Raw genomic sequence first — 23,732 nt, forward strand, 5'->3', positions numbered from 1 at the left:
GGCGCGGCGGGGTCAGCAGCCGCCCGCGCCCACCCCGTCGATACGGCCGCCGAAGTCGCCCAGGTAGCGGGAGCGCCAGTCGCCGTTGAAGACGTCACGCTTCTCGACCGGGCCCCAGTTGATGAAACAGGCGCGGGTCGAGGCGACGAAGGAGCCCACGTGGTCGTGGAGGAACGGGGGCATGTCGCGGTAGCCGCTGCGGGAGGTCCACTCCCAGCTGCTGCCGCCGAAGTTCTCGCCGCTGTAGAAGCAGATCGACCCGTCGTTGCAGGTCGGGACCGCGGCGGCGGCGGTGGCGGTCTGGGAGGGCACGGCGAGAGCGGTCAGAGCGAGGGCGGCGGCGAAGGACCAGGCACGAAGTGTCATGGGTCCATGCTCGTGGCCCACCCCGCGACATGCCCGGGATGAAGATCCATGTCACCGGTGTGAGGGAACTGGTCAGTCGATATGGAAAGCGGCTTGAGTTCGGGCGATGAGGGCGATTCGACGCAGGGCCCTCCCGGGAGTTCCCGGGAGGGCCCTGTACTTGTGCCCGTGGCGTGGTGGCGGCCGTGCCGCGTGTTACCAGATCGCCTCGACCCACTCCGGGTGGTCGATGAACGGGTTGCGGTTGTGCTGGTAGGTGTCGTAGATGGCCTGGTTGCGCTTCTCCTCGAAGGCGCTCGGCGGGTCCTCGTCGTTCCAGGCCTTGAGGACGGACAGGCGGCCCATGTACGGGTTGCTGCCGTTGCCGACGCTGTCGTTGGGCTCCAGGTTCGGCCAGCCGTCGTCGCCCTCGTAGCGGACGGCCATGTAGAGGATCATGCGGGCCACGTCACCCTTGTCCGCGTCGCGCGGCTCGAAGGAGTTGGAGTCGACGAGGCTGCCGCCGCCGTTGGTGACGGTGCTGCCGCCGTTGTCGAAGTCCAGGTTGCCGCGGGTGCTGTTGACCTGGACGTCGCAGGCGCGCAGATGGTGCAGGTCGGTGCCGGGGCCGATCGCCTCGCCGAAGTCGCCGTGGGACTTGGCCCAGGTGTGCTCACGGTTCCAGTCGCCGACGTCTCCGCCGTTGAGGGACTTGCTGCGCGAGACACCGCTGTACAGCAGGAGCACGTTGCTGCTGTTGTTCGGATCCTGGTCGGTGACCTTCAGCGCGTTCCAGACCGCGGAGTACGAGATCTTCGTGACGTTGGCGCTGATGATCGTGTGGAGGGACGACTTCAGGCTCGTACCCGTCTTGCCGACCGCGTTCTTGTAGTACGTCGAGTCGTACGCCGTCGTCGTCGCCGCGGCGGGGGTCGCGGTGAGCGTGGACGCGGTGAGGCCGACCAGGACGGCAGCGGTGGCAAGCGCCACCGACTTCCCTCGGCGGATGCGTGTCGCCAGCATGTGGGGTGTCCGATCTACGCGGGTTGATTGGAGGCGGCAATCGGGAGCGTGGCATGAGCATGCAGCCTTGTAAATGGACTGTGCGTGTCCATTCGGTGACCGGGAACGGCAAAACGCCCTTTGTCTACGCGAGTTGACCGTGTGCGAACATACGAAAACGGCCCCTGACGGGATGTCAGGGGCCGTTGGTGTCGTACCGGTCGACTCAAAATCGGCTCAAGTCGGCTCAGGTCAACTCACGTCGGACGGGTCCAGCCGGTAGATCGAGGAGCTGGAGGAGTCGGAAGAGTTGGAAGAGCCGGAAGAGTTGGAGGTGCTTGAGGAGCCGGAGCTGTACTCGCTCTCCTCCACCGCCGTCCCGTGCTGCTGCACCCAGGTCGTCAGCTCCTGGTTCTGGCTGCTGTTGCCGCCCCTTCCCATGCCGCCGCCGAGCTGGATGTAGTGCAGCTCGCCCTTCTTCACCAGCTCCTTGAGCCTGGCCAGGGTCATCGCGTTGTCCGAGCCGGCGAAGCCGAACATCGAGATGACGGGCTTGCCGGTGCTCAGGATCAGCTGGCCCGCACTCTGCGAGTTGGACACCGCGATCAGCCACGTGGCGCCGTCCTGGTGCTTCTCCAGGTACGAGATGAGCGCGCTGTCGGCGCCGCCCATGCCGCCACCGCCGCCCATACCGCCGCCCGTGCCGCCACCGGGGCCGCCGCTCGAGCCGCCGGGCGCGCCGCCCTGGGCCGAACCGTTCTCGCCGCCACCCTGGCCGCCGCCGGGGAACTCCCCGTTCATGCCACCCTGCTGACCGCCCTGGCCCCCGCTCGGCGCACCGCTCGGAGCACCGCCGCCCTGGGGTAGCTCGCCGTTGCCGCCCCCGGGGAACTCACCGCTCGCCTGGCCGCCGCCCTGCTGGGTACCGCCGGGCATCTGCCCACCAGGCCCCCCGTTGCCCCCGTCACCCCCGTTGCCGCCACCGAAGCCGCCCCGGCCGCCACCGCCGCCGGGACCGCCCATGCCGCCGCCGGTGGACGGGCCGGCCGTCGGGTTGGTGCCGCCCATCATGCCGCTGGAGCTGCCGAAGGCCGGCGAGGCCGCGTACGCCGTGGGACCGGCGAGAGCCGCCACGATCGCCGCGGCGACGGATGCGCCGAGCATCCGCAGCCGGGTGCCGGAACTCGCGGACCGTAGCAGGAACAGACCGACGACCGCGAGAACCATTACGACACCGATGACCGGCCACAGCCAGGTGTTCCAGCCGGTCGCCCGGCGCAGCAGCACGATCGCCCAGATGCCGGTCACGGCCAGCCCCGCGGGCAGCACCCACGACCAGCGGGCGTCACCGCTGCGGAAGGCGCGCCACAGCATGACCCCGCCGCCACCGGTGAGCGCCGCGATGCCCGGGGCGAGCGCGGTGGTGTAGTACGGGTGCATGGTGCCCTCGGCGAGGGCGAAGGTGAAGTAGTGCAGCACGGTCCAGCCGCCCCACAGGACCAGCGCGGCACGCGTCGGGTCGGTGCGCGGGGTGCGCCCGCACAGCACGAGCCCGGCGACGAGCGCGATGCCCGAGAAGGGGATCAGCCAGGAGATCTGGCCGCCGAGGACGTCGTTGAACATCCGCCCGATGCCCGCAGAACCGGACCAGCCGCCTCCGCCCCCGCCGCCCCCGCCGTTGCCCTCGCCGCCGAGGATCCGTCCCAGGCCGTTGTAGCCCATGATCAGGTCCCAGGCGCTGCCGTCGGTGGAACCGCCGATGTACGGCCGCTCGTCGGCGGGCACCAGGGAGACGGCGGTCGCCCACCAGAAGCTGGAGACGGCGAGCGCCACGGCCGCGAGGGCCAGGTTGACGACCTTCTTCTTCCAGCCCTGCTTCGACGCGTACACGTACACGGCGAAGACGGCGGGCAGGGCGATGTAGCCCTGGAGCATCTTGGTGTTGAAGGCGAGCCCGAAGCACACCGCCGAGCCGATGAGCGGCAGCAGCCTGTCGTCGCGCGTGGCGCGCAGCGCGAGGGCCGCGCCGGCCACCATCAGCAGCACGAGGATGGTGTCGGGGTTGTTGTCGCGGTTGATCGCGACCGTGATCGGAGTGAGCGCGAGCACGAGCGCCGCGATCGCGGCCGCGGCGTGCCCGAACACCCGCTTCACGGAGGAGTGCAGGATCCAGATCGTGCCCAGCGCGGCGGCGATCTCCGGGGCCATCATCTGCCAGGTGCCGAAGCCGAGGATCCGGCAGGACAGACCCATGACCATCAGCGCGAACGGCGGCTTGTCGACGGTGATGAAGTTCCCGGCGTCCAACGAGCCGAAGAACCACGCCTCCCAGCTCTTCGTACCGCTGTAGACGGCGGCGCTGTAGAAGCTGTTGAGGCTGTTGCCCGACAGGTTCCAGCCGTAGAGCACCGCAGCCAGGACCAGGATCGCGATCAGCGCGGGCAACGACCAGCGGGGCGCCCTGTCCGGTGGGGGCGCCGCGGCGGTCGTCTCGGCAGGGGCCGGCGGCGGCCGGTCGGGGGACACGGCCGGGGGAGTGGGGAGTGGATCGGTGGCAGATGTCACCCGGGCATCGTGCAGAGCGGGGGTGGGCGCGCACTGTGCCGCACCTGGCACCGGCCTGTGAAAACGCCAAGGAAACCGCAAAGGGGCCTGTGCCCCGGCTCTCGACGCGTGACCCCGGCATATCGGGACTAGCCTGGAAAAAGGCCTGTACCTGCTCCCGTACAGGAGGAAAGGCGATGCCCGAGCACAGGGTCGGCACACAGGAGAAGTTCGAGGCAGCCCGGCAGGAGCTGCTCGTGGAGGAGAAGGAACTGACGCGACGGAGCGACGAGCTCGCGCGCAAGCGGAGGGAGCTTCCCTGGGTGCCGGTCGAGAAGGACTACACCTTCGAGACCGAGGGCGGGACCAAGTCTCTGGGGGACCTCTTCGACGGGCGCTCGCAGCTGGTCGTCTACCACTTCATGTTCGGCCCGCCGTACGAGGCCGGATGCCCGGTCTGCTCCTCGATCGCGGACACCCTCAGCCCCAACGTGGTTCATCTCAAGGCCCGCGACGTGACGCTGATCTGCTCTTCGCGGGCGTCACTCGACAAGCTCCTCGCCTACCGGGAGCGGATGGGCTGGAGCTTCGACTGGGTCTCCGCGGGCGGCGGCGACTTCCACCGCGACCTCGGTTTCACGTACTCGGAGGACGAGTTGAAGCCGTTCCTCGACGGCGGGATCCCCCCGACCGTGAGTCAGATGGCGCAGGCATGCGGCACGGACGTGCTCCAGTACGTCACCGAGGGCCCCGGGCTCAGCGCCTACGCGCTCTCGGACGGCATCGTCTACCGGACGTATGTCACCACCGCCCGAGGACTCGAGCCCGCCATGGCCTACTACGGCCTCCTCGACCGAGCACCGATGGGCCGCCACGAGGAGGGCGAGGACACCCACTGGCTGCGCCGGCACGACGAGTACGAGAGCTAAGGGCAGCTTGGAGCCTTGATGGCTGAGATGAACGGTGACCATGCGGCCGAATCGAAGACCAAGGCCGGGCCGTGTGGGACCTTGGAGTCGCGGACAGGGACGCCGGAAGGATAGTCGTCGAGGATCTCCAGGCAGCTGCCGGCGTCGGAGTTACTGAGGGATGACTTCCGCCAACCACTCAACAGGGCAGCGTTCGGTATGGATCGGTTAGTCATGGTGCCCGTACTCCTTCGCGGTGGCCCTGAGCAGGGCCAGTGACTCCTTCAGCGGCATTGCGTCGCTCAGTGCGAGAGCGTAGCGATGCTGCAACTCTTGGACTGCGGTCGGGGAGTCGTGCAGCTTCCCCATCTGGTCAGTCTCGCCGTATGCCAGAGGTGGCTGGTCCTCGAACCACATCAGTGTGAGCATGCCTTGCATGAGTGGGTGGTGGCCCACACCAAACGGCATCACATGTACGCGGATGCGTCCAGTCTCGGCGAGGCGAACGACGTGCATGATCTGCTCCGCCATGACGTCCCCGCTGGCCACAGGGCGCCGCAGCAGCGTCTCGTCCAGCAGCGCCCACACTACGGGCGTCACCGGGTCTTCGAGGATCTTCGCGCGCTCAAGGCGTGTGACAACGCGCCTGTCACATTCCTCTTCACTCACCGGAGGGAACGCCGCGCCAAGAACCGCACGCGCGTACCTTTTCGTCTGGAGGATGCCCGGGAAGTATGCCAGGGCGAACTCGTGGATCATCACCGCCTGTTGTTCGAGCGCGCACACCGCCTCGAAGTAGTCGGCGATCGCCACCTCATCCTGCGGCAGGAAGCTGCTCAGCACATCCCCCGTGTTCAGGGCCGTGTCCAGGCGCCGCGCGTCCTCCTTCGACGGCACCCGGCGCCCCGCCTCGATGTGCGCGATGTGCGAACGCGTCATCACGGTCATGTCCGCCAGCTGCTGCTGCGTCAGCCCCGCCGCTTCCCGCTGCTGCTTGAGCCAGTCACCGTACGTGCTGGTCATGGCCACCCCTTTGTGACAAATGACTGGTCACATCCGACCCTCTGGCGAGCCTGGACCGGACCGTCTCACTCTGTAAGTGGATCGCTACAGAACGCGAGACCCTCGCGACCGAGCGACCGGTCCGGGGGCGTGGCCATCAACGAACCCAACGGAGTTGACGACATGCGTCACCGTATCGCCCGCCTCTTCGAAGCGCTGCTACAACTCCTGCTTCCGGGGACGGGGTGCCGTCGCCGCACGGTCATCGTCCCGGTGGCGGGCGCGTGCTCGTGTCCCCCCTGCTCGTGCGCCGAGGAACGCGGCCTTGCTCCCCGAACCGACTCACAACTCCTGCGCGGCGAGGACAACGCGACGGTCCGCCCCTATCTCGTCGCCTTCATCAACGGTGTGGAGGTGACCGCGTGATCGGCAGTCAGGACAGTGTGATGCGGCTGCTGCCGTGGACCGGCCCCGAAGGCAAGCCCTGTTACGTCGTCGGCGACGGGACGGGGTGCGTCTCCCGGATCGCCGACAGCATCGAGAGCGTTCAGCTCGGCATGGCGGACGAACTCCTCGACCACGCCGCCGACATGCTCGCCGACCGCACGGTCACCTCCGCACAACTCCGTTTCCTGGCCGCCCGCATGGCCGAGGCGCTGCGCGACGTCCACCGCATCGCGGAGAGCCGGGGCGCCCGCCTTCCCGCGCCCGAGCGAGACGATCCCGACGAGCCCGACGAGCCCGACGGGCCCGACGATCCCGACGAGCCCGACGAGGCCGACCGCGACGAGAGTCCCGTACCGGAAGCCTGAGTCGCTCGCACACCGCGCCCCGCCTCACGACTGCGAATTTCACTGACGCTCGTACAACCATTCGCCCGAACTGGTGAGTCAACTGGGCATGACTCACCGGACCAACAGACGCAGGAGAGGACTCGTCGCCACGGCACTCGGCACCGGCGTCCTCATCACCGGCGTGGCCACCGCCGCGCCCGCCACCGCCGCCACGCCCACCGTCAGCTGTACGTCGAGCAAGGCGGCGCTGGCCACCAAGCTGAAGAGGGACATCACGGCCGCCCTCGCCAACCGCAGGGGCGCCATCGCGGTCGGGCTCTACGACCGCAGCACCAAGACCACCTGCACCCTGCGCGCCTCCACCGCCTACGACTCCGCCAGCGTCGTCAAGGTGACCGTCCTCGCCGCCCTGTTGTGGGACGCGCAGAAGACGGACCGCGCGCTGACCAGCCGTGAGAAGTCGCTTGCCACCGCGATGATCACCAAGTCGGACAACACCTCCACCTCGACCCTGTGGAGGCAACTCGGCATGACGAAGATCAAGGGCTTCCTGGCGGCCGCCGGGATGACCCAGACCAAGCCGGGCGCGAACGGCTACTGGGGCCTGACGCAGATCACCGTCACCGACGAGCAGAAGCTGCTGAAGCTCCTCACGGCGCACAACACGGTCCTCACCGACGACTCGCGCTGGTACATCCGCAAACTGATGGGCTCGGTCATCTCCTCGCAGCGCTGGGGCACCCCCTACGGCCGGCCCTCGAACGTCACCTGGCACGTCAAGAACGGCTGGCTCTCCCGCGCCACGCACGGCTGGCGCGTCCACAGCGTCGGCACCTTCAAGGGCGGCGGCCACGACTACATGATCACCGTCCTCACCCACGGCAACAGCACGATGAACTACGGCATCACGACCATCCAGGGCGTCGCGAAGGTCATCCACAAGGACCTGGCCGCGTCCTGAGCGAGCTTTCACGCGTAGTCCCACCACACGTCACCGGCCCCGCCTACGGTGACGCCCATGCGCCTGCGAACCGTACTCGCCACCCTCACCGCCGGCCTGGCGGCGGCCGCCACCCTCACCGCCGCCGGGCCCGCGCAAGCCGACGCCCGGGTGAACAACGCCTGCTCGCCCACGGTCTCCATCGACCGCTTCTCCGACATCCTCGACAAGACGACGTACGACGGCACCTTCGTCGGCAATTTCTCCGCCCTCGCCCTCGACCGGGACGGCTCCCTCGCCGCACTCTCCGACCGCTCCGCCCTCTTCGGCCTGGACGCCCGCACCCTCGCCCCGAGGAAGGCCGTCCCGCTCGCCGACGAGAACGGCGCCGCGCTCGACTCCGAGGGCCTGGTGATAGACCAGGACGGCACCCGCCTCATCACCTCCGAGACCGAGCCGTCCGTCCGCCGCTACAGCACCGACGGGAAGATCCTCGACCGCCTCCCGGTCCCGGCCTCCCTCCTCGTCGCCCCGGCCGGACGCGCCACCGTCAACCAGACCTTCGAGGGCCTGACCCTCCTCCCCGGCGGTCGCACTCTGCTCGCCTCCATGGAGTACGCGATCGCCGGAGACAGCACCGGCATCGTCCGTTTCCAGACCTGGACCCGCACCAAGGGCGATCACTTCCGCCTCGCCGCCCAGTACGCCTACCGCACCGACACCGGCCTCGGCGTCCCCGAGGTCCAGGCCCTGCCCGACGGCCGCCTCCTCGTCCTGGAGCGCGGCTTCACCTCCGGCGTGGGCAACACGGTCCGCCTCTACCTGGCCGACCCCCGCCACGCCACGGACACGAGCGGTGTCGAGAACCTCACGGGCCAGGACGGCGTCCGTCTGATCAAGAAGACCCTGCTCACCGACCTCGTGACCTGTCCGTCACTGGGAGCCACCGCCAAGCAGCCCCAGCCGAATCCCCTCCTCGACAACATCGAGGGCATGGTCGTCACGGGGTACTCGAAGGGCCACCTGAAGGTCCTCCTGGTGAGCGACGACAACCAGAACGCGGCCCAGACGACCCGCTTCTATTACCTGCGGGTACGCGTCTGACGCCTCGCTCGGTTTGTTGCGGCGGGATGAAATCCCCGGCCGCCGACGTTGGTGCCTTCCGGCAGAGCAGGCAGAAAACCGGAGGGCACCAGCGTGACCGGGACACGGGGATGGGCACGACGACTGGCGGGATACGCCTGGAGACACCCCCAGGACGTCGTCCTCGCCCTCGGCTCCTCCCTCGCCGGTATGGCCGTCATGGCCCTCGTCCCCCTGGTCACCAAGGTGATCATCGACGACGTCATCGGCGCCCACACCCGCGACATGGCCCCCTGGGCGGGCCTGCTGATCGTCGCCGCCCTCCTCGTCTACGCCCTCACCTACGTCCGCCGCTACTACGGCGGCCGCCTCGCCCTCGACGTCCAGCACGACCTGCGCACGGAGATGTTCGGGACGATCACCCGTCTCGACGGCCGCCGTCAGGACGAGCTGTCGACGGGACAGGTCGTCGGCCGCGCCACCAGCGACCTCCAGCTGATCCAGGGCCTGCTCTTCATGCTCCCGATGACCATCGGGAACCTCGCCCTCTTCGTGATCTCCCTCGTGGTGATGGCCTGGCTGTCCCTGCCCCTCACCCTCGTCGCCCTCGCGGTCGCCCCGGCCCTGTGGTGGATCGCCAAGCGCAGCCGCAACCGCCTCCACCCCGCCACCTGGTACGCCCAGGCCCAGGCGGCGGCCGTCGCGGGCGTGGTCGACGGGGCCGTCAGCGGCGTACGCGTGGTGAAGGGCTTCGGGCAGGAGGAGCAGGAGACCGGCAAGCTGCGCGAGGTCGGCCGCCGGCTCTTCGCGGGACGCCTGCGCACCATCCGCCTGAACGCCCGCTACACCCCCGCCCTCCAGGCCGTCCCCGCCCTCGGCCAGGTCGCGATGCTGGCCCTCGGCGGCTGGCTCGCCGTACGCGGTCACATCACGCTCGGCACGTTCGTCGCCTTCTCCACCTACCTCGCCCAGCTGGTCGGCCCGGTCCGCATGCTGGCGATGGTCCTCACCGTCGGCCAGCAGGCCCGCGCCGGCACCGAGCGCGTCCTGGAGCTGATCGACACCGAGCCGTCGATGACGGACGGCACCAAGGAGCTGCCCGCCGACGCGCCCGCGACCGTCGAGTTCGACGACGTCTCCTTCGGCTACGACCCCGACCACCCCGTCCTCGACGGCCTCAGCCTCGAGATCCACCCGGGCGAGACCCTCGCGGTCGTCGGCTCCTCCGGCTCCGGCAAGTCCACGGTCTCCCTGCTCCTGCCGCGCTTCTACGACGTGACGCGCGGCGCGGTCCTGATCGGCGGCCACGACGTCCGCGAGCTCACCCTCGACTCGCTGCGGGCCGCGATCGGCCTGGTCCCGGAGGACTCGTTCCTCTTCTCCGACACGGTCCGCAACAACATCGCGTACGGCCGTCCCGACGCGACCGACGACGAGATCCGTGACGCCGCCCGCGCCGCCCAGGCCGACCGTTTCATCGCGGAGCTGCCCGACGGCTACGACACCACGGTCGGCGAGCACGGACTGACCCTCTCCGGCGGCCAGCGCCAGCGCGTCGCCCTCGCCCGCGCGATCCTCACCGACCCCCGGCTGCTGGTCCTCGACGACGCGACCTCGGCGGTGGACGCGGCCGTCGAGCACGAGATCCACGAGGCCCTCAAGCAGGTCATGGAGGGCCGCACCACCCTCCTCATCGCCCACCGCCGCTCCACCCTGAACCTCGCCGACCGCATCGCCGTCCTCGACGCCGGCCGGCTCGCCGACCTCGGCACCCACGAGGAGCTCCAGGAACGCTCGGCGCTCTACCGGCGCCTGCTCACCGACCCGGACGAGCTGGGCGGCGTCTCGCCGGGTCACGCCCAGCCGGTCGAGACCGCCGAGGACACGACCGTACGGGACGAGCTGGACGCCGAGTTCGACGCCGAGCGCGGGGTCACTCCCCGGCTGTGGACCGGTGACCGTGAGCCGAAGGACACCGCGCTGGCGGGCATGCCGGCCACGCCCGAGCTGCTCACCCAGGTGGAGGCGCTGCCGCCCGCCACCGACACCCCCGACGTGGACGAGACCCGCGCGGTCACCCCCGAGGACTCGTACGGCCTGCGCCGACTGCTGCGCGGCTTCGGCGTCCCGCTGCTGATCAGCCTCGGTCTGGTCGCCGTGGACGCCGGAATGAGCCTGCTGCTGCCGATCATGATCCGGCACGGCATCGACGACGGCGTGACCCGGCTGGCGCTCGGCGCGGTCTGGACGGCGTCGCTGCTGGCCCTGCTCGCCGTGGCCGTCCAGTGGGCGGCCCAGACCGGCGAGACCCGGATGACCGGCCGCACCGGCGAACGCGTCCTCTACAGCCTCCGCCTGAAGATCTTCGCCCAGCTCCAGCGCCTCGGCCTCGACTACTACGAGCGCGAGCTGACCGGTCGGATCATGACCAGGATGACGACGGACGTCGACGCCCTCTCCACCTTCCTCCAGACCGGCCTGGTCACGGCGTTCGTCTCGGTCGTCACCTTCTTCGGGATCATGGTCGCCCTGCTGGTGCTCGACGTACAGCTGGCCCTGGTCGTCTTCGCGACGCTGCCGCCGCTGATCGTCGCCACGTACTTCTTCCGCAAGGCGAGCGTGAAGGCGTACGAGCTGGCCCGTGAGCGGGTGTCGGTGGTCAACGCCGACCTCCAGGAGTCGGTGTCCGGGCTGCGGATCGTGCAGGCCTTCCGGCGCGAGAGCGACGGCGGCCGGCGGTTCGCGGAACGCAGCGACAGCTACCGCCGGGCCCGTATCCGGGGCCAGTGGCTGATCTCGATCTACTTCCCGTTCGTCCAGCTGCTGTCGTCGGTGGCGGCGGCGGCCGTGCTGATCGCGGGCGCGGGCCGGGTGGACGCGGCGACCCTCACCACCGGCGCGCTGGTCGCGTACCTGCTCTACATCGACCTGTTCTTCGCCCCCGTGCAGCAGCTCTCCCAGGTCTTCGACGGCTACCAGCAGGCGACGGTGTCCCTGGGCCGTATCCAGGAGCTGCTGCGCGAGCCGACCTCCACGAAGTCGGCCGACAGGCCGCTGGACGTCCCGTCCCTGCGCGGCGAGATCGCCTTCGAGGACGTGCACTTCGCGTACGGCGCGGAGGGGGGCGAGGAGGAAGAGGCTCTCGGCGGGATCGACCTGCGCGTCCCGGCCGGGCAGACGGTCGCCTTCGTCGGCGAGACGGGCGCGGGGAAGTCGACCCTGGTCAAGCTGGTGGCCCGGTTCTACGACCCCACCTCCGGCCGGGTCACGGTCGACGGCACGGATCTGCGCTCCCTGGACATCACGTCGTACCGCCACCGTCTGGGCGTCGTCCCGCAGGAGGCGTACCTCTTCCCCGGCACCGTCCGCGACGCCATCGCCTACGGCCGCCCCGACGCCACCGACGCCGAGGTCGAGGCGGCCGCGCGGGCGGTCGGCGCGCACGAGATGATCGCGACCCTGGACGGCGGTTACCTCCACGAGGTCGCCGAGCGCGGCCGCAACCTCTCCGCCGGCCAGCGCCAGCTGATCGCCCTGGCCCGCGCGGAACTCGTCGACCCGGACGTCCTGTTGCTGGACGAGGCGACGGCGGCCCTGGACCTGGCGACGGAAGCCCAGGTCAACCAGGCCACCGACCGTCTGGCGGGCCGCCGTACGACGCTCGTCGTCGCCCACCGCCTCACCACGGCGGCCCGCGCCGACCGCGTGGTCGTCATGGACCACGGCCGGGTCGTCGAGGACGGCACCCACGACGAACTCCTCGCCCTCGACGGACGGTACGCCCGCCTCTGGCGGACCTTCGTCGGCGCGGCCGAACCGGAGGAGCCGGTCGGCGCGTCCCGCTGACGGCCGTGCAACCATCCGGGGGGTCTCGGGCGTCCGTACATCAGTACGGCAAGCGTGTGTGCGGCAGTGCGTACGGCATCGCGTACGACGAGACGTACGACATCACGTACGACATCACGTACGGCGAACGTGGGAGGGGTCGGGGACCGTGGGCAGAGACGCGCGGGGTGGGCCGGGCACACGGGGTGCTCTGAGGCGACGGCTGGCGGTCGGCCTGGCCCTGCTCACCGCCTCCGGGGTGCTCGCGCTCGCGGCGCCGGGCGAGGCCGTGGCCGCGCCCACGCGCTGCGAGGGACGCAAGGTGCGGACCCTCACCTTCTCCACCGGCTATGTGAACGTCTACAAGCGGAACGGCACCGTCTGTGCCATGACCTTCCAGAGGAACCCCGGCAGGGACCGGCGCATGACGGTCAGCGTGCAGGCGCGCGGTTTCGTCCCGGTGCCCGCCGAGGGCGTGCGCCCTCGCAGCATCGGCCCCGTGCAGACCTACGCCGGACACCGCTGCGTCCGCGTGAAGGGCTCGGTCGGCCGGGGCTCGGTCAGCACGGGCTGGATCCTCTGCTGAACCTGAACCTGAACCTGAACCTGAACCTGAACCTGAACCGTCAGATCCCCGCTTCTGTCCCCAACGCCCCCTGGTGCGACGGGTGTTGACCCGGATAACTTCCGGATCACATCTGTCTCACAGGGAGGGTGCACGCGCATGCGCAAGGCGCTCAGATGGCTGCTGGCGCTCACCGTGCTCATAGGCACGCTGAGCACGGCGGGCGCGGCCACCGCCGCCACCGCCGAGCCGGAGCCCGGCAGCACGGACATCAAGGACCAGCTCCTCTCCATCCCGGGCATGAGCCTGATCCAGGAGAAGCCGTACCCGGGCTACCGCTACTTCGTCCTGAACTACACCCAGCCGGTCGACCACCGGCACCCGTCCGCCGGCACCTTCCAGCAGCGCATCACCGTGCTGCACAAGGACGTCAGCCGGCCCACGGTCTTCTACACCGGTGGCTACAACGTCTCCACCACCCCCAGCCGCCGCGAGCCGACCCAGATCGTCGACGGCAACCAGGTCTCCATGGAGTACCGCTTCTTCACGCCGTCCCGCCCCGACCCGGCCGACTGGTCCAAGCTGGACATCTGGCAGGCGGCGAGCGACCAGCACCGCATCTTCAAGGCCCTCAAGCCGCTCTACCCCAAGAACTGGATCTCCACCGGCGGTTCGAAGGGCGGCATGACGGCGACGTACTACGAGCGCTTCTACCCGCGCGACATGGACGGCGTGGTGGCCTACGTCGCCCCCAACGACGTCGTGAACGACGAGGACTCCGCCTACGACCGCTTCTTCGCGACCGTCGGCACCAAGGAGTGCCGCGACCGCCTGAACGCCGTACAGCGCGAGGCACTGGTGCGGCGCGAGCCGCTGGAGAAGAAGTACGAGGCCTACGCGGCGGAGAACGGCTACACCTTCACCACCGTCGGCAGCCTGGACCGCGCCTACGAGGCCGTCGTCCTCGACTACGTCTGGGGCTTCTGGCAGTACAGCCTGCTGTCGGACTGCGACACCATCCCGGCGAACGCGGCCACGGCCACCGACGACGAGATCTGGACGTCGGTCGACACGATCTCCGGCTTCAGCTTCTACACGGACCAGGGTCTGTCCCCGTACACCCCGTACTTCTACCAGGCGGGCACCCAACTCGGCGCGCCCACCATCCAGTTCCCGCACATCGAGAAGAAGTACATCCGCTACGGTTACCAGCCGCCGCGCAACTTCGTCCCCCGGGACATCTCCATGAAGTTCCAGCCGTGGGCGATGCGCGACGTCGACACCTGGGTGAAGCACAACGCCCACCACATGCTCTTCGTCTACGGGCAGAACGACCCGTGGGGCGCGGAACGCTTCCGCCTCGGCAAGGGCTCCAAGGACTCCTACGTCTTCACGGCCCCCGGCCTCAACCACGGCGCGAACGTGGCGGGCCTCACGGCCGACGAGAAGACCCTGGCCACGGCCCGGATCCTGTCCTGGGCGGGGGTTTCGTCCTCAGCGGTGGCCGAGGCCGAGCCGCTGGCGAGGTTCGACTCGAAGCTGGACGTCCGGGACGTGGAACGGGAGCCGACGCTGCGTCCCTGACCTGAGGTCGTGCAGGCGGGCGCGGGTCGCTCAGTACGTCAGGCCGTGGCCCAGGGGATAGAGCACCCGCGCCGGGTCGTCCGCCCGTTGGACCGGCACGGGGAGCCTGCCCTGCGGGCGTGCCGCGCCCGCGATCACGCGGGCGGCGGCGCGCAGTTCGACGTCGGTCCAGGAGTAGGCGGCCAGGAAGGCCGGTACGGACGGGAGGTGGGCGACGTCGTACGGGTTGCGGACGGCCACCGCCACCAGCGGGCGGCCGGTCGCCGCGAGCCGTTCGACGAGGGTGCTCTGGGGGCTCGCGGCGCTGACGTTGTAGGTCGCCACGACGACCGCGTCCGCCTCGCCCGACGCCGCCGTCACCGCCCGCTCGATCGTCTCGGCGGACGGGTCCGTGCCGGTGGACAGGGCCGTCGCCGTGAAGCCGAGCGCGGTGAGGGCGGTGGCCAGGACGGCGGTGGGCGGGCCCGTGGTGCCGGACGGCGAGGCCGGGTCCGCGCCGACGACCAGGAGACGGGGGTGCGCGGCGGGCGAGAGGGGGAGCAGCGGGCCCTCGTTGACCAGCAGGGTCGTCGTCCGTACGGCGATCCGGTCGGCCTCGGCCAGATGCTCGGGGCGGCCCACCATGTGGCCGACGGCGTCGGGAACGGGATCGGCACCGGGAACGGGATCGGCGTCGGCGTACGGCTCGGCGAGCAGCCCCAGCTTCTCCTTCAGCCGCAGGATCCGCAGCACGGACTCGTCGAGGCGCTCCTCGGTGAGTTCCCCGTCCTGTACGGCCTTCAGGACCGCGCCGTGGGCGAGGGCGAGGTCGGGCGGGTCGAGGAGCTGGTCGACGCCCGCCTTGAGGGCGAGCACGGGGACGCGGTCGTCGCCGTACTTGGTGCGGACGCCCATCATGCCGAGGGCGTCGGTGACCACGACCCCGTCGTGGCCGAGGCGTTCGCGCAGGAGGCCGGTGACGATGGGGTGGGAGAGGGTGGCCGGGTCGCCGGAGGAGTCGAGGGCGGGGACCAGGAGGTGCCCGGTCATGATCGAGTCGACGCCGGCCGCGATCGCCGCCCGGAAGGGGACCGCGTCCAGCCGTTCCCAGACCTCGCGGGTGTGGGTGATGACCGGGAAGCCGGTGTGGCTGTCGACGGCGGTGTCCCCGTGCCCCGGGAAGTGCTTGGCGGTGGCCGCGACCCCGGCGTCCTGATACCCCCTGACCTCCTCGGCGACCAGTGCGGCCACCGCCTCCGGGTCGGCGCCGAAGGAGCGGACGCCGATGACGGGGTTGGCCGGGTTCACGTTCACGTCGGCCACGGGGGAGTAGTTCTGCCGTACGCCCATGGCGCGCAGTTCGCGGCCCGCGATACGGGCGAGGGTGCGGGCGTCGGCCGTGGAGCCGCCTGCACCGAGCGCCATCGCCCCGAGGGCCATCGCGCCGGGGAAGAGGGTGGCCGGTCTGCCGATCCGGCAGACGATGCCGTGCTCCTGGTCGGTGGAGATCAGCACGGGCACACCGCGCGGCTGCCGGAGCGCGGCGCGCTGGATGCCGGCGGAGAGCTCGGCGATCTGCCGGGGGTCGCGGGTGTTGTGCGCCCAGGTGAAGTAGATGATCCCGCCCACGCGGTACTTCGCGACCAGTTCGGCGGCGGTGCGGACGCCGAGTTCCTTCAGGTTGGCGTCGACGTCGGCCTGGTCGGGCGCGGTCGCCGAGTGGCCGTACACCCGGGCCACGAACAGCTGGCCGACCTTCTCCTCCAGGGTCATCCGGGACAGCAGGGCGGATGCGGAGGGGCGGCCGGGGTCCGCCTGGGCCGTACCTCTGCCGCCGACGGCGAGCGCCGCGGTGACGCCCGCGCCGGCGGCGAGGACGGAACGTCGGGAGGGCATGTGCGCACGCTACCCGTGGTGGGGCCGTCATCGGCGTATTGGAGGGGGCGCGCCGATGACGGCATGGCCGCCGGCCGCGGTGCGGCGGAGAGGGTGGGTCAGCGATCGCAGCCAGCGGCGAGGGCCGACACCGCACCGAGGAGACTCTTCCGGCGGCTGCGGCTTGGACGAGCGGGGAGGGATACGGGTTCCCGCTGCCGCACAGATTTCCGGAAGCCGGGGCGGGAGCGCAGGAGGGCACCTTTGGTGCGCCTTGGTGTGCTCTGGGGCGGCCCGTTCGGCCGTCACGCGCCCCGCAGGCCATGCCGGTCCGCCCACGCGGACACCGCCGCCGCGATCTCGGCCGGACGGTCCTCCGTCGCGTGGTGCCCGGCGGGGCCGCACGCCACCGTCTCCAGGGCGGCGATGTTCCGGGCGCACCAGTCGGCTGTCTCCGGCCCGACGAGCAGCGTGGGCGAGCCCTCGAAGGTCAGCAGCAGCTTCGGTACGTCCTCGCTCTTCGCGAGCCAGGCGTCGTACGCCTCGATGCGGGCGACCAGTTCGGCCGGTTCGCCGTCGAGCGGTATCTGCCGGGCCCAGGACAGCAGCGGGCGGCGGCTCTCCCGGGTGGGGTACGGCGCGAGGTAGGCGGCCAGATCGGCGGGGGAGACCGGGGTGAGGACGCCGCCGGAGTAGGCCTGCCGTACGAAGAGGTTCTCGTCGAGCATCGCCTCGCCGGCCTCCGACCGGATGGTCTCCGCGCGCGCCCGGGCCTGCGGCGTCAGCTCCTCCCGGGCGAGCGGCTTGACGAAGGTCTCGAAGAAGGCGAGGCCGCGCACCCGCTCCGGGTGCCGCGCGGCCCAGTCGAAGGCGAGGGCGCCGCCCCAGTCGTGACCGACCAGCACCACCCGGTCCAGGCCGAGAGCGTCGAACCAGGCGTCGAGGTAGCGGGCGTGGTCGTCGAAGCGGTGGGCGAGGTCGGGCTTGCCGGAGCGGCCCATGCCGATGAGGTCGGGCGCGAGGAGGCGGCCCGCGCCGATGCCGGGGAGGACATGGCGCCAGGTGTGCGAGGAGGAGGGGTTGCCGTGGAGGAACACGAAGGCGGTCGCGCCGGGTTCGGAGCCCGCCTCCCCGCCGGCCTCCTCGCCGGTCTCCCCGCCGGGCTCCTCGTGGTGGAGGAACGAGTCGAGCACTGGTGTCGTAGGCATGCTTGATACCGTACATGGATATTGTATCCATGGCTACTATCGCCTATGAGGAGTGCGGCCACCGCTCCCGCAACACCCGCACCGCCTCCCCGATCGCCGGTCGCCGGGCCGCCCCCGTGCGCCACAGCGCGTACAGCCTGCGTACGGGCATGGGGTCGAGCGGGACCTCCACGACCCCCGCCGGCAGGGGCCCCCGGCCCAGCCGGGGGATGAGGGCGACGCCGAGGCCGGCGGCGACCAGGGCGACCAGGGTCGGGTTCTCCTCGGCCGTGTGGACGACGTCCGGCTCGTGGCCGGCCGTGCGCAGGGTGCGTACCAGCCAGTCGTGGCAGACGCGGCCGGGCGGCTGGCAGATCCACCGCTCGCCGCCCAGCTCCTCCCGCCGTACGGCCGTACGCCCCGCGAGGGGATGACCCTCGGGGACCAGCAGATCGCACAGGTCGTCCCCGATCACCGCCTGCTCGACGCCCGCGGGGGCGGGCAGCGGGGCGATGTCCCAGTCGTGCGCGACCGCGAGGTCCACCGCCCCCTTCGCGACCAGGTCAACCGACAGATGCGGGTCGACCTCGCAGAGCCGGGCGTCCAGGGCGGGGTGGGCGCGGGCGAGCTCGGCGAGGACGGAGGGCAGCAGGCCACGCGCCGCCGACGGGAACGCGGCGATGTCCAGCCGTCCGGCCGGCACCCCGCGCCGCTCCTCCAGCTCGGTCTCGGCCCGCTCGACGATCGCCAGCAACTCCTTGGCGATGGCGGCGAGTTGAAGTGCCTCGTCGGTGAGGCGGATGCCCCGTCCCTCCCGTTCGAGGAGAACCGTCCTCGTCTCCCGTTCCAGCTTGGCGATCTGCTGGGAGACGGCGGAGGGGGTGTAGCCGAGCGCGGCGGCCGCGGCGCCGACGGTGCCGTGGACGGAGACGGCGTGCAGGGCGCGCAGGCGCTGGAGATCGAGCACCGGAGATCCAATCGGTAGCGTTGCTTCATCCGACCATGCAGCAATCATCGCTGGTGCTTCACGATCGGGGTGGGTGATCCTCGACGCATGCGACCAGCCCACCTCACCCTCGCCGTCCTCGTCGCCGCCGTCTGGGGCGTCAACTTCACCGTCATCGAGATCGGCCTCGGCCACTTCCCGCCCCTGCTCTTCTCCGCCCTGCGGTTCCTGGTGGCGGCCGTGCCCGCGGTCTTCTTCGTGGGTCGGCCGAAGGTGGCGTGGAAGTGGATCGTGGCGGTGGGGCTGGTGCTGGGCGTGGCGAAGTTCGGACTGCTCTTCGTCTCGATGGACACGGGCATGCCGGCCGGACTGTCCTCCCTGGTCCTGCAGATCCAGGCGGTGTTCACGGCGGTCATCGCCTTCGCCGTGCTCGGCGAACGGCCCTCCCGGGCGCGGGTGCTGGGCATGCTGATCGCCCTCGCCGGGATCGGGGTCGCGGCCGTGGACGAGGGCTCCTCCGGCCCGCTCGGCGCCTTCGCCCTGTGCGTCGCGGCGGCGGCCTGCTGGGGCGCCTCCAACGTCCTCACCCGCAAGGCCTCCCCGCCGGACTCCCTGAACTTCATGGTCTGGGTGAGCACGGTCCCGGTCCTGCCCCTGCTCGCCCTCTCCCTGCTGACGGAGGGCCCGAGCCGGGACTACGACGCCCTGCGCGCCCTCGACTGGCAGGGCGCCGGCACGGTCGTCTACGTCGCCTGGGTCACGACGGTCTTCGGCTTCGGCGCCTGGGGCCGGCTCCTGCGCCGCCACCCCGCGTCCACCGTCGCCCCCTTCTCCCTCCTGGTCCCCGTCTTCGGCATGTCGGCGGCGGCCCTGTTCCTCGGCGAGCCGGTGAGCGGCCTGCGCTGGTGCGCGGCGGCCCTGCTGGTGGGCGGGGTGGCGCTGACGTCACTGGCACCGGGGCGGGCGGGGGCAGTTCGGGCAGAGGCCGTAGAGGCCGTGGAAAAGTCACCGGCGCCCGCCCCCTCGTCGGTCCATCTCGTGGACTTGCTCCCGTCCGAGGGGTCGCGCACGGGATCATGAGGGCATGGCCCTCGTCGACATTCCCGGTTCCAAGTCCATCACCGCCCGTGCCCTGTTCCTCGCGGCCGCCGCCGACGGTGTCACCACCCTGCAGCGGCCCCTGCGTTCGGACGACACGGAGGGCTTCGCCGAAGGACTGGCCCGGCTCGGCTACCGCGTCGGCCGCACCCCGGACAGCTGGCAGGTCGACGGCCGCCCCCAGGGCCCCGCCGTCACCGAGGCCGACGTCTACTGCCGGGACGGCGCGACGACCGCCCGCTTCCTGCCCACCCTCGCCGCCGTCGGCCACGGCACCTACCGCTTCGACGCCTCGCCCCAGATGCGCCGCCGCCCCCTGCTCCCGCTCACCCGCGCCCTGCGTGACCTCGGTGTGGACCTGCGGCACGAGGAGGCGGAGGGCCACCATCCGCTCACCGTCACCGCGCACGGCGTCGAGGGCGGCGAGGTGGTGCTGGACGCGGGCCAGTCCTCCCAGTACCTGACCGCCCTCCTCCTGCTCGGCCCGCTCACCCGCACCGGCCTGCGCATCACCGTCACCGACCTGGTCTCCGTGCCGTATGTGGAGATCACGATCGCGATGATGCGGTCGTTCGGCGTGGAGGTCGGCCGGGAGGGCGACACGTACGTCGTCCCGCCGGGCGGCTACCGTGCCACCACGTACCCGATCGAACCCGACGCCTCCACCTCCAGCTACTTCTTCGCGGCGGCCGCGCTCACCGGCGGCGAGGTCACCGTGGCAGGCCTCGGCGAGGGCGCGCTCCAGGGCGACCTGGGCTTCGTGGAGGTGCTGCGCAGGATGGGCGCGCTGGTGGAGATCGGCGCGGACCGCACCACCGTCAAGGGCACCGGCGAACTCCACGGCGTCACCGTCAACATGCGGGACATCTCCGACACCATGCCGACCCTTGCCGCGATCGCGCCCTTCGCCTCGGGCCCGGTGCGCATCGAGGACGTCGCGAACACCCGTGTGAAGGAGTGCGACCGTCTCGACGCCTGCGCGGAGAACCTGCGCCGGCTGGGCGTGGACGTGGCGACGGGCGAGGACTGGATCGAGATCCGGCCGGGTGTGCCGAGCGGCGCGGAGATCAAGACGTACGGCGACCACCGCATCGTCATGTCCTTCGCGGTGACCGGTCTGCGCACCCCCGGAATCTCGTTCGACGACCCGGGCTGCGTCCGCAAGACTTTCCCGGGTTTCCATGAGGCGTTCGCGCGGTTGAAGGGGGAGATCTGCGGGTGAGTTTCACGTCGAAGGGCCTGGTACGGGACGTACTGGAAGGCTCGTTGGTGCGTCTGGAGCCGTTGGAGCACCGGCACGCGGCCGGGTTGGCGGTGGCGGCGGCGGAGAACCGGGAGACGTACGGCTTCACCGAGGTCCCGCGGGGCGACGGGGTCGCCGCCTACATCGACGCCAAGCTCGACGCCGCGGCGGCCGGCCTGGTCGTGCCCTACGCCCAGGTGTCCCTCGTCTCCGGCCGCGCGGTCGGCGTCACCGGCTACTGCGAGCCGCGGGACTGGCGGGGCGACGGCCGACTGGACGCCGTCGAGATCGGCTTCACCTGGCTGGCGGCCTCCGCCCAGGGCACGGGCGTCAACGCGGAGGCCAAGCTGCTGCTGTTCCGCCACGCCTTCGACGACTGGGGCGTCTCCCGCGTGGACCTGAAGACGGACGCCCGCAACGACCGCTCCCGCGCGGCCATTGCGAGCGTGGGCGCCCGCTTCGAGGGAGTCCTGCGCAACTGGTCGATCTCACGGGCCCCGGGCGAGGAGGGCCGCCTGCGCGACTCCGCGATGTTCGCGATCACGGCGGACGAGTGGCCCGAGCGGAGGGAAGCGCTGGAGCGCCGGGTGGCGGGCTTCCTGGCGGGTACGGGCGCATGAGGTTCACCGGGGCGGAGACGACGTACCGCGACTGGGTGCGGCGCGGACCGATGCCGTCCGCCGCGACGGAGACCGTGCTCACGGGCGGCAGCGCATGCCTCTGGTACGCCCTCGCCATGCTCCTCCACCTGGAGAACCAGGCACACGATCCCTGGGACCCCGACTACCCCGGCGCCCGCCCCTTCTTCCTCCTCGCGTACGGGGCCGGGGCGTCGCTGCTGCTCACCTGGGCCCTGCGCGCCCTTCCGGCGGGCGGGCGGCTGCGCGGGATCCTCGCCGGGATCGTCCAGCTCCGGGCGGCGGCGGTGTGTGTGGTCTGGCTGGCCCTGGTCGTCAGCGCGATCGTCACCTGATCACCTGATCACCTGATCACCTGATCACCTGAGGGCCGGGCGGTGTACGACAGCTGCCGCCGCCGCACGCAACTCATCTCGTACGGCCCCCAGCACCGGATCCCCCTCCGCCCCGGCCCGTACGGCGAGGAAGACGTTCCGCGACGGGGTCTCGCCCTCGGCGGGGCGGAGCGCGAGGGAGCGCCGGACATGGACCGAGCGCACCAGCCGGGGCACGAGCGCCACCCCCGCCCCCGCCTCGACCAGGGCGGCCAGCGCGGCCCAGTCACCGACGGCGTGCCGGATGTCGGGGGTGAACCCGGCCGCCGCGCACACCGAACGGGTCACCGCACCGCAGCAGCTCGCCGCATCGCCGACGATCCACACATCCCTGGCCAGCTCCCGCAGGGGCACCTCGGCGCGTTCCGCGAGGGGATGGCCGGGCGGGAGGGCGATGTCGAGGACGTCGGTGAGGAGGTCCTCGCGGCTGTAGCGGGGGTCGGTGTGCGGGGGAGCGGCGGCGAAGTCGACGGCCACGGCGACATCGACCTGCCCCGCGTCGAGCGCGGTGAACAGATCCGGCGGCTCGGCCTCGACGACGTCGACGCGCAGCTGCGACAGCCGCTCGCGCAGGCCCCGCAGCGCGGCGGGCAGCAGCCCCAGGATGCCGCTGGAGAAACAGCCGACGGTCACCGTGCCCCGGCCGCCGTCGGTGTACGCCGCGAGATCGGCGCGGGCCCGCTCCAGCTGGGCGGCGATGACGTCGGCGTGGGCGAGCAGGACCCGGGCCTGACCGGTGAGCCGTACGCCGCGGCCGTCGCGTTCGGTGAGGGGGACGCCGAGCTCGCGGGCGAGGGTGGCGAGCTGCTGGGAGATCGCCGAGGGGGTGAGGTGCAGGGCCTGGGCGGTGCGGGCGAGGCTGCCGCGGCGCTGGAGTTCGCGCAGGACGGTGAGGCGGCGCAGATCGAAAGTGAAGGCGGTGCTTAACGGTTCCACCGCAGAAGATTAACTGGACCTGCCTGATGGGGGGAGGGAATGATCGAAACATGCCCACCACACCCTCACCCTCACCCTCACCCTCGCCCTCCGTCCTCATCCTGCACGGCTGGCAGAACCACCGCCCCGAGGCCCACTGGCAGCACTGGCTGGCCGACCGCCTCACCGCCCTCGGTCACCCCGTCACGTACCCGCAACTCCCCGACCCGGACACCCCGTCCCTGGAGACCTGGCTGACCCAACTGGAGGGCTTCCTGGCCGACTTCGACACCGCCACCACCTCCGAACGGGTCGTGGTGGCCCACAGCCTCTCCGCCGTCCTCTGGCTCCACGCCGCCGCCCGCGCCCTTCCCGGCGTGACCCACCCGGACCGCGTCCTCCTGGTTGCCCCACCCTCCCCCTCCGTGGTCCAACGCCACCCGGAGATCGCGGAGTTCGCACCCCCACCCCTGGCCGGCCTGCACCTCCCCACCCCCACCCACCTGGTCGCCGGCGACAACGACCCCTACCTCCCCGAGGGCGCCCAACAGGCCTACGGCACACCCCTGGGCCTCACCGCCACCATCCTCCCCGGAGCAGCCCACCTGGACCTGGACGCGGGCTACGGCGCCTGGCCGTCGGTGCTGGAGTGGTGCGTGGACCCGACGACGAAACTCACGGTCCGCCCGTAAGCGCAGGCTAAAAATCAGCCCGTCCGGCGTCTGGGGCCGAGCGCGTGCCGTCCCGATCCCCCACCCACCCGCCGGGGACGGCACCTTTTCAGCGCAGGCCGGTAAAATAGCCCGTCCGGCGTTTGAGGACGAGGCCCGTTCAGGGCCGAAGCGGGGGCCCGGGGGCGGCAGCCCCCGGAGAGACGGTCACCCC

The 23,732-nt window shown here is 71.1% G+C and carries 22 protein-coding genes; 13 read left to right on the forward strand and 9 right to left on the reverse strand.

Features of this window, described 5'->3' with window-relative positions; all coding sequences use genetic code 11:
* Positions 1 to 12: 12 nt before the first annotated feature.
* From ACLZN2_RS31770 to ACLZN2_RS31780, 3 genes are all read right to left on the reverse strand, one after another.
* Positions 13 to 366, reverse strand: a complete 354-nt coding sequence (locus ACLZN2_RS31770) for a peptidase inhibitor family I36 protein (RefSeq protein ID WP_416982842.1) — start codon at positions 364 to 366, stop codon at positions 13 to 15.
* A gap of 195 nt (positions 367 to 561) precedes the next feature.
* The gene (locus ACLZN2_RS31775) at positions 562 to 1,368 is read right to left on the reverse strand and encodes an endonuclease I family protein (RefSeq protein WP_416982843.1); all 807 of its coding nucleotides are present in this window, start codon (positions 1,366 to 1,368) and stop codon (positions 562 to 564) included.
* Positions 1,369 to 1,599: 231 nt separating this feature from the next.
* The gene (locus ACLZN2_RS31780; RefSeq protein ID WP_416982844.1) at positions 1,600 to 3,912 is read right to left on the reverse strand and encodes a glycosyltransferase family 39 protein; all 2,313 of its coding nucleotides are present in this window, start codon (positions 3,910 to 3,912) and stop codon (positions 1,600 to 1,602) included.
* 176 nt (positions 3,913 to 4,088) lie between these two features.
* Here ACLZN2_RS31780 and ACLZN2_RS31785 point away from each other — a divergent pair, with 176 nt between their 5' ends.
* Complete coding sequence (locus ACLZN2_RS31785; protein WP_416982845.1) at positions 4,089 to 4,820, forward strand: DUF899 domain-containing protein; 732 nt, start codon at positions 4,089 to 4,091, stop codon at positions 4,818 to 4,820.
* Here the strand turns inward: ACLZN2_RS31785 and ACLZN2_RS31790 are convergent.
* The gene (locus ACLZN2_RS31790) at positions 4,817 to 5,035 is read right to left on the reverse strand and encodes a DUF397 domain-containing protein (RefSeq protein ID WP_416982846.1); all 219 of its coding nucleotides are present in this window, start codon (positions 5,033 to 5,035) and stop codon (positions 4,817 to 4,819) included. The genes ACLZN2_RS31785 and ACLZN2_RS31790 overlap by 4 nt on opposite strands.
* A complete protein-coding gene (locus ACLZN2_RS31795) occupies positions 5,028 to 5,822 on the reverse strand; it encodes a helix-turn-helix domain-containing protein (protein WP_416982847.1) in 795 nt (264 codons plus the stop codon). Before ACLZN2_RS31795 ends, ACLZN2_RS31790 begins: the two co-directional genes overlap by 8 nt.
* Before the next feature lie 162 nt (positions 5,823 to 5,984).
* Between ACLZN2_RS31795 and ACLZN2_RS31800 the strand changes: the two genes are divergently transcribed.
* The 7 genes from ACLZN2_RS31800 to ACLZN2_RS31830 all read left to right on the forward strand — a co-directional run bounded on the left by ACLZN2_RS31800 (position 5,985) and on the right by ACLZN2_RS31830 (position 14,592).
* Complete coding sequence (locus ACLZN2_RS31800) at positions 5,985 to 6,227, forward strand: hypothetical protein (RefSeq protein ID WP_416982848.1); 243 nt, start codon at positions 5,985 to 5,987, stop codon at positions 6,225 to 6,227.
* 20 nt (positions 6,228 to 6,247) lie between these two features.
* Positions 6,248 to 6,613 (forward strand): hypothetical protein, encoded by a 366-nt coding sequence (locus ACLZN2_RS31805; RefSeq protein WP_416982870.1) that lies wholly within the window; start codon positions 6,248 to 6,250, stop codon positions 6,611 to 6,613.
* Between the two features lie 88 nt (positions 6,614 to 6,701).
* Positions 6,702 to 7,556 (forward strand): serine hydrolase, encoded by an 855-nt coding sequence (locus ACLZN2_RS31810; protein WP_416982849.1) that lies wholly within the window; start codon positions 6,702 to 6,704, stop codon positions 7,554 to 7,556.
* Positions 7,557 to 7,613: 57 nt separating this feature from the next.
* Positions 7,614 to 8,639: an esterase-like activity of phytase family protein gene (locus tag ACLZN2_RS31815; protein WP_416982850.1), complete on the forward strand. Its 1,026-nt coding sequence runs from the start codon at positions 7,614 to 7,616 to the stop codon at positions 8,637 to 8,639.
* Positions 8,640 to 8,732: 93 nt separating this feature from the next.
* A complete protein-coding gene (locus ACLZN2_RS31820) occupies positions 8,733 to 12,464 on the forward strand; it encodes an ABC transporter ATP-binding protein (protein WP_416982851.1) in 3,732 nt (1,243 codons plus the stop codon).
* Positions 12,465 to 12,612: 148 nt separating this feature from the next.
* Positions 12,613 to 13,029 (forward strand): hypothetical protein, encoded by a 417-nt coding sequence (locus ACLZN2_RS31825; protein ID WP_416982852.1) that lies wholly within the window; start codon positions 12,613 to 12,615, stop codon positions 13,027 to 13,029.
* A 138-nt stretch (positions 13,030 to 13,167) separates the two neighbouring features.
* On the forward strand, positions 13,168 to 14,592 hold the full coding sequence (locus ACLZN2_RS31830) for a S28 family serine protease (protein WP_416982853.1): 1,425 nt from the start codon (positions 13,168 to 13,170) through the stop codon (positions 14,590 to 14,592).
* Between the two features lie 30 nt (positions 14,593 to 14,622).
* Here the strand turns inward: ACLZN2_RS31830 and ACLZN2_RS31835 are convergent, their stop codons facing one another.
* The 3 genes from ACLZN2_RS31835 to ACLZN2_RS31845 all read right to left on the reverse strand — a co-directional run bounded on the left by ACLZN2_RS31835 (position 14,623) and on the right by ACLZN2_RS31845 (position 18,600).
* The gene (locus ACLZN2_RS31835) at positions 14,623 to 16,467 is read right to left on the reverse strand and encodes a glycoside hydrolase family 3 protein (protein WP_416982854.1); all 1,845 of its coding nucleotides are present in this window, start codon (positions 16,465 to 16,467) and stop codon (positions 14,623 to 14,625) included.
* Between the two features lie 284 nt (positions 16,468 to 16,751).
* Positions 16,752 to 17,654: a haloalkane dehalogenase gene (locus tag ACLZN2_RS31840; RefSeq protein WP_416982855.1), complete on the reverse strand. Its 903-nt coding sequence runs from the start codon at positions 17,652 to 17,654 to the stop codon at positions 16,752 to 16,754.
* A 43-nt stretch (positions 17,655 to 17,697) separates the two neighbouring features.
* Entirely contained in the window at positions 17,698 to 18,600 is a 903-nt protein-coding gene (locus ACLZN2_RS31845) for a LysR family transcriptional regulator (RefSeq protein WP_416982856.1), read from the reverse strand.
* Positions 18,601 to 18,687: 87 nt separating this feature from the next.
* Here ACLZN2_RS31845 and ACLZN2_RS31850 point away from each other — a divergent pair, with 87 nt between their 5' ends.
* From ACLZN2_RS31850 to ACLZN2_RS31865, 4 genes are read left to right on the forward strand one after another with little or no spacing between them, the layout of a single operon-like run.
* Entirely contained in the window at positions 18,688 to 19,659 is a 972-nt protein-coding gene (locus ACLZN2_RS31850) for an EamA family transporter (RefSeq protein ID WP_416982857.1), read from the forward strand.
* Positions 19,660 to 19,663: 4 nt separating this feature from the next.
* A complete protein-coding gene (gene aroA, locus ACLZN2_RS31855) occupies positions 19,664 to 20,899 on the forward strand; it encodes a 3-phosphoshikimate 1-carboxyvinyltransferase (RefSeq protein ID WP_416982858.1) in 1,236 nt (411 codons plus the stop codon).
* On the forward strand, positions 20,896 to 21,540 hold the full coding sequence (locus tag ACLZN2_RS31860) for a GNAT family N-acetyltransferase (RefSeq protein WP_416982859.1): 645 nt from the start codon (positions 20,896 to 20,898) through the stop codon (positions 21,538 to 21,540). The genes aroA and ACLZN2_RS31860 overlap by 4 nt, the downstream gene beginning before the upstream one ends.
* The gene (locus ACLZN2_RS31865) at positions 21,537 to 21,893 is read left to right on the forward strand and encodes a hypothetical protein (RefSeq protein ID WP_416982860.1); all 357 of its coding nucleotides are present in this window, start codon (positions 21,537 to 21,539) and stop codon (positions 21,891 to 21,893) included. The genes ACLZN2_RS31860 and ACLZN2_RS31865 overlap by 4 nt, the downstream gene beginning before the upstream one ends.
* A 24-nt stretch (positions 21,894 to 21,917) precedes the next feature.
* Here ACLZN2_RS31865 and ACLZN2_RS31870 read toward each other — a convergent pair whose 3' ends face one another.
* Positions 21,918 to 22,868, reverse strand: a complete 951-nt coding sequence (locus ACLZN2_RS31870; RefSeq protein ID WP_416982861.1) for a LysR family transcriptional regulator — start codon at positions 22,866 to 22,868, stop codon at positions 21,918 to 21,920.
* 50 nt (positions 22,869 to 22,918) lie between these two features.
* Between ACLZN2_RS31870 and ACLZN2_RS31875 the strand changes: the two genes are divergently transcribed.
* Positions 22,919 to 23,539 carry an RBBP9/YdeN family alpha/beta hydrolase gene (locus tag ACLZN2_RS31875; protein WP_416982862.1) on the forward strand — a complete coding sequence of 207 codons (621 nt, stop codon included), beginning with the start codon at positions 22,919 to 22,921 and terminating at the stop codon, positions 23,537 to 23,539.
* Positions 23,540 to 23,732 lie beyond the last annotated feature (193 nt).

Source organism: Streptomyces sp. T028, assembly GCF_048159505.1.
GTDB lineage: Bacteria > Actinomycetota > Actinomycetes > Streptomycetales > Streptomycetaceae > Streptomyces.

Excerpts from the sequence above, each read along its gene's own strand:
- ACLZN2_RS31840 (WP_416982855.1), bottom strand. The coding sequence starts at position 17,654 with ATGCCTACGACACCAGTGCTCGACTCGTTCCTCCACCACGAGGAGCCC.
- ACLZN2_RS31850 (WP_416982857.1), top strand. The coding sequence starts at position 18,688 with ATGCGACCAGCCCACCTCACCCTCGCCGTCCTCGTCGCCGCCGTCTGG.
- ACLZN2_RS31875 (WP_416982862.1), top strand. The coding sequence starts at position 22,919 with ATGCCCACCACACCCTCACCCTCACCCTCACCCTCGCCCTCCGTCCTC.
- ACLZN2_RS31810 (WP_416982849.1), top strand. The coding sequence starts at position 6,702 with ATGACTCACCGGACCAACAGACGCAGGAGAGGACTCGTCGCCACGGCA.
- aroA (WP_416982858.1), top strand. The coding sequence starts at position 19,664 with ATGGCCCTCGTCGACATTCCCGGTTCCAAGTCCATCACCGCCCGTGCC.
- ACLZN2_RS31830 (WP_416982853.1), top strand. The coding sequence starts at position 13,168 with ATGCGCAAGGCGCTCAGATGGCTGCTGGCGCTCACCGTGCTCATAGGC.
- ACLZN2_RS31795 (WP_416982847.1), bottom strand. The coding sequence starts at position 5,822 with ATGACCAGCACGTACGGTGACTGGCTCAAGCAGCAGCGGGAAGCGGCG.
- ACLZN2_RS31815 (WP_416982850.1), top strand. The coding sequence starts at position 7,614 with ATGCGCCTGCGAACCGTACTCGCCACCCTCACCGCCGGCCTGGCGGCG.
- ACLZN2_RS31865 (WP_416982860.1), top strand. The coding sequence starts at position 21,537 with ATGAGGTTCACCGGGGCGGAGACGACGTACCGCGACTGGGTGCGGCGC.
- ACLZN2_RS31775 (WP_416982843.1), bottom strand. The coding sequence starts at position 1,368 with ATGCTGGCGACACGCATCCGCCGAGGGAAGTCGGTGGCGCTTGCCACC.
- ACLZN2_RS31835 (WP_416982854.1), bottom strand. The coding sequence starts at position 16,467 with ATGCCCTCCCGACGTTCCGTCCTCGCCGCCGGCGCGGGCGTCACCGCG.
- ACLZN2_RS31785 (WP_416982845.1), top strand. The coding sequence starts at position 4,089 with ATGCCCGAGCACAGGGTCGGCACACAGGAGAAGTTCGAGGCAGCCCGG.
- ACLZN2_RS31805 (WP_416982870.1), top strand. The coding sequence starts at position 6,248 with ATGCGGCTGCTGCCGTGGACCGGCCCCGAAGGCAAGCCCTGTTACGTC.
- ACLZN2_RS31770 (WP_416982842.1), bottom strand. The coding sequence starts at position 366 with ATGACACTTCGTGCCTGGTCCTTCGCCGCCGCCCTCGCTCTGACCGCT.
- ACLZN2_RS31790 (WP_416982846.1), bottom strand. The coding sequence starts at position 5,035 with ATGACTAACCGATCCATACCGAACGCTGCCCTGTTGAGTGGTTGGCGG.
- ACLZN2_RS31800 (WP_416982848.1), top strand. The coding sequence starts at position 5,985 with ATGCGTCACCGTATCGCCCGCCTCTTCGAAGCGCTGCTACAACTCCTG.